At 64.9% G+C, this 3606-nt stretch carries 5 protein-coding genes and 1 pseudogene; all 6 read left to right on the forward strand.

Features of this window, described 5'->3' with window-relative positions; all coding sequences use genetic code 11:
* The first annotated feature begins 56 nt into the window (after nucleotides 1–56).
* Nucleotides 57–230 (forward strand): hypothetical protein, encoded by a 174-nt coding sequence (locus EDD52_RS23800; protein ID WP_165907660.1) that lies wholly within the window; start codon nucleotides 57–59, stop codon nucleotides 228–230.
* 131 nt (nucleotides 231–361) lie between these two features.
* Nucleotides 362–1408 carry an AraC family transcriptional regulator gene (locus EDD52_RS23285; RefSeq protein ID WP_243652085.1) on the forward strand — a complete coding sequence of 349 codons (1047 nt, stop codon included), beginning with the start codon at nucleotides 362–364 and terminating at the stop codon, nucleotides 1406–1408.
* 104 nt (nucleotides 1409–1512) lie between these two features.
* A complete protein-coding gene (locus EDD52_RS23290; RefSeq protein WP_132248994.1) occupies nucleotides 1513–2340 on the forward strand; it encodes an NAD(P)H-binding protein in 828 nt (275 codons plus the stop codon).
* A gap of 33 nt (nucleotides 2341–2373) precedes the next feature.
* Nucleotides 2374–2784 (forward strand): DUF4345 domain-containing protein, encoded by a 411-nt coding sequence (locus EDD52_RS23295; protein ID WP_132248995.1) that lies wholly within the window; start codon nucleotides 2374–2376, stop codon nucleotides 2782–2784.
* A gap of 67 nt (nucleotides 2785–2851) precedes the next feature.
* Nucleotides 2852–3376, forward strand: coding sequence for an anthrone oxygenase family protein (locus tag EDD52_RS23300; protein WP_132248996.1), 525 nt, complete (start codon nucleotides 2852–2854; stop codon nucleotides 3374–3376).
* A 134-nt stretch (nucleotides 3377–3510) separates the two neighbouring features.
* Nucleotides 3511–3606: pseudogene (locus EDD52_RS24440) on the forward strand (IS6 family transposase); the annotation flags it as partial.

Genomic DNA, 3606 nt, shown 5'->3' on the forward strand with positions numbered 1-3606 from the left:
AAACCGGAACCCCTTCAAGCGGAGTTGTGAAACTTGGCTGATCATGCGCAAGCGCTATGCGTGAACCGAAGCAACGTCAACAACCTGACAATGCCGACTGGACCGCCGGGCTGCCGGAGATCAGCCTTCTGGCGCACGAACGGAGGGGCAACCCGCCTCAGGTCGACGCCCTTGCCGCCTTTCTGCGCCGCGAATTGCCGAATGTCATGAACGAAATCGGCCGCTCTTAGAGGGCCTACAATCCAAGTGGATGGCGGACCTCTTGCAAATCCTCGACGTTCAGATGCTGGCCGAAGTTTTGCTATCCTTACGTTAGCCTCAAGCGCTGGCTGCCGCCGTCGCGACTTCGGAGTGGCAATCAATGGTCTTGGTGACCAGCATATCGCGCGGTAGTCTACGCGACATGGGCTATGTCACGTCTCTGTTCGCGCGCAAGATGGTGGCCGCGGCAGGGGCGGACGTCGATGCGCGTGCGCTTCTGACCTCCATCGACCTCGATCCCGACGGCCCATGGGATCCCAAGGCAATGATCCCGGCCGTCACCTATTATGACCTGCTGGAGCGGATCGCAGCCGAAGTCGATGTCACGGATCTGCCCGTGCGCACCGGAGCCTCGATGCGGCTCGACGAGTATGGCGCGCTGGGACTGGCCTTCAAGGCGGCGACCACGCTCGGCGCGTCCTACGCGCGGGTCGAGCGGTATGCGCGTCTCTGGACCAGCGTGGTGGAGTACGAACTGCGCGAGGATCCACGCGGGACGCTCTTCATCCTCCACCGCCCCGGCGAACGGCGACTAGGCATGCGTCTGTCGAACGAGGCGACGCTGGCGAGCGCCGTCTCGATCGCCCGGGAGGTCAGCCCGGTGCCCGTCAGGCCGCTGGAAGTTCTGGTTCGCCATCCTGCCCCGAACTCGGTAACCGCGCACGAGGCCTGGTTCGGTTGCCCCGTCCGGTTCGCGACGGATCTCGACGCGATCCTCTTTTCGCGGGAGACGCTGGCGCAGCCGAACATCCTCGGGGACGCGGGGATTTCGCGGTACCTCGTCTCGCATCTCGACAAGGAACTTTCGGAGATCGCCGACGAGGCCCCGCTGGTTGCCGAGACGAAGGATGCCATCGCACAGGCGCTCAGCGAGGGCGCGCCGAAAATGGCCGACATCGCGCGGGGCCTCGGGCTCAGCGCGCGGTCGTTCCACCGAAGGCTCTCCGAACACGGGATGAGCTTCCAGACCCTGACCGAGGAGACCCGGCGCGAATTGGCGGAGGGGCTCCTGCGCGACGAGGGTCATTCCCTCGCGGAGATCGCGTTCCTGACCGGGTTTGCCGAGCAGAGCTCCTTCACTCGCGCGTTCAAGCGCTGGGTGGGCATGACGCCGGCGAGCTACCGCAAGGACAGTGGGGGTCGCTGATCCGCTCTGGCAGCGTCGGTCAAAAAACTGGCAATCCCGGTCAATACTGCACCAGCGCGGGGCGCCTATGCCTTGGTCGTCAACTCGAACCAAGGGAGAGACCCATGCAACCGAACCCTATCCTCGTCATCGGCGCCACCGGCAAGACCGGGGCCCGCGTCGCCGCAAAGCTGGAGGCGAAGGGCCTGCCTGTCCGCCGTGGCTCGCGCAGTTCCGCCATTCCCTTTGACTGGGAATCGCCGGAGACCTGGGCCCCAGCACTTCGCGGTGTCCGGGCAGCCTACGTCACCTACTTCCCCGATCTCGCTTTCCCCGGCGCCGTCGAAAAGCTCGAGTCCCTCGTCGAGACCGCGAAAGACGCGGGCGTTGAGCACATTGTCCTTCTGTCAGGAAGGGGCGAGCACCATGCACGGCTGGGTGAAGAGGTCGTGCGCAACTCCGGGATCGACTTCACGCTCGTCCGAGCCGCTTGGTTCGCGCAGAACTTTTCCGAAGGCTACCTGCGCGAACCGATCCTGGCTGGCGTGCTGCCGATGCCCGGCGGCGACATCGCGGAACCGATCATCGACATCGAGGATATCGCCGACGTGGCGGTCGCGGTACTGACCGAAGCGGGCCACCGAGGCAGGCTCTACGAAGTGACCGGCCCGCGCCTGATGACCTTCGCCGAGATGGCCGAGGTGCTGGGCCAGGCCGTAGGTCGCCCGATCCAGCATATTCCCATCAGCTTCGACGACTTCCATGCGAATGTCGCGGCAGCGGGTGGCGATTTCGTGGCGAACGTCTTCACCGCGATCGCGCGCGAGACGCTGGACGGTCGCAACGCCCACACGACCGATGGTGTCATGCAGGCCCTCGGCCGTCCGCCGCGCGACTTCGCCGAGTTCGCCACGGATGCCGCCCGGGCGGGCACCTGGCCCGCCGCGGCCTGACCCTCACCTCCATCCCAAATCGGAGCAAATCCAATGAAACCTGTTCAGAAATTCGCCCTCGGCGTCGCCGGCATCACCTCGCTCGGCATCGGCGCCTTTATCCTCGCCGCACCTTACGCGTTCTACACAAGCTACGGGATCACGCTTGGGCCCGATCCCAGCCTGCTGAGCGAGTTGCGCGCACCGGGCGCCGGGCTGGGCGCCTTCGGGGCCGTGATGCTGGCCGGCATCGTCCGCCCGGCGCTGCGACAGGCCGCCGTGGTGGCCGCGCTGACCGTCTTCGTCGCCTTCCCTGCGGGGCGCGTGGTGGGCCTTGCAATCGACGGCATGCCGTCGGGAGGCATCCTAGGTGCGCTTGTCCTCGAACTCGTGATCGCCGGATTCTGCCTCTTCGCGTTTCGGAGGGGCGCCGATCCTGCCCTCACCGGCTTCGCCACGCGCTGACCACACCCCGACGCGGCGGGCGCGCCATGTTTCCGCCGAACCCCTCCAACGCCCGAAAGGAAACGCAATGTCCACCACCTTCTTCATTCTGCTCCAGCTCTCGATCCTGGCCTATGCGCTGGTTGCGGGGGTCTTCCTCGCCTTCTCCGACTTCATCATGCGGTCGCTCGCGCTCACCGGCGGGGCGGGCGGAGTCGAAGCCATGCAGGTCATCAATCGCGAAGTCTTCCGCTGGGTTTTCATGGCCCTGTTCCTAGGAATGGCGGCCGTGTCGCTGGTCATCGTCGGGTATGGAGCGACCAACCTCGCTCATCCCTCCGGCGGAATGATCCTGCTTGCGGGCCTCCTCTACCTGATCGGCTGCTTCGGCGTGACCGTCTTCTTCAATGTGCCGATGAACGAGGCTTTGGCGGGTATGAACCTGTCCGAGGACGCGACCCGCGCCTATTGGACACGCACCTATCTGCCGCGCTGGACCTTCTGGAACACCGTTCGGACGCTGGCCTGCGGGGCGTCCGCGGCCCTTCTACTCTTCGGGCTGTTGTCGATGACCCAAGCGCAGGCAGCCGCGCTTCAGGACGTGGTCCGCTGAAGCAGCAACCGCAGGCAGAAGGCCGTTTCGGCCAAGATGGTCACGACGTAGGCCGGCGTGAAGGCGGCCGACGGTGTTGTCACGTTAATGGGCCTGAGGTTGCTGGTTCATTGATCTGGGCGTAGGCGGTGTTGGTGCAGACACAGAAGATCAGTTACAAACGCCATCGGTTTTCGCCTCAGATCATCGCTCATGTTGTCTGGCTTTACGTCCGGTTCAACTTGAGCCTG

The sequence above is a fragment of the Primorskyibacter sedentarius genome, from assembly GCF_004342065.1.
In the GTDB taxonomy this organism is placed as follows: Bacteria; Pseudomonadota; Alphaproteobacteria; order Rhodobacterales; family Rhodobacteraceae; genus Primorskyibacter; species Primorskyibacter sedentarius.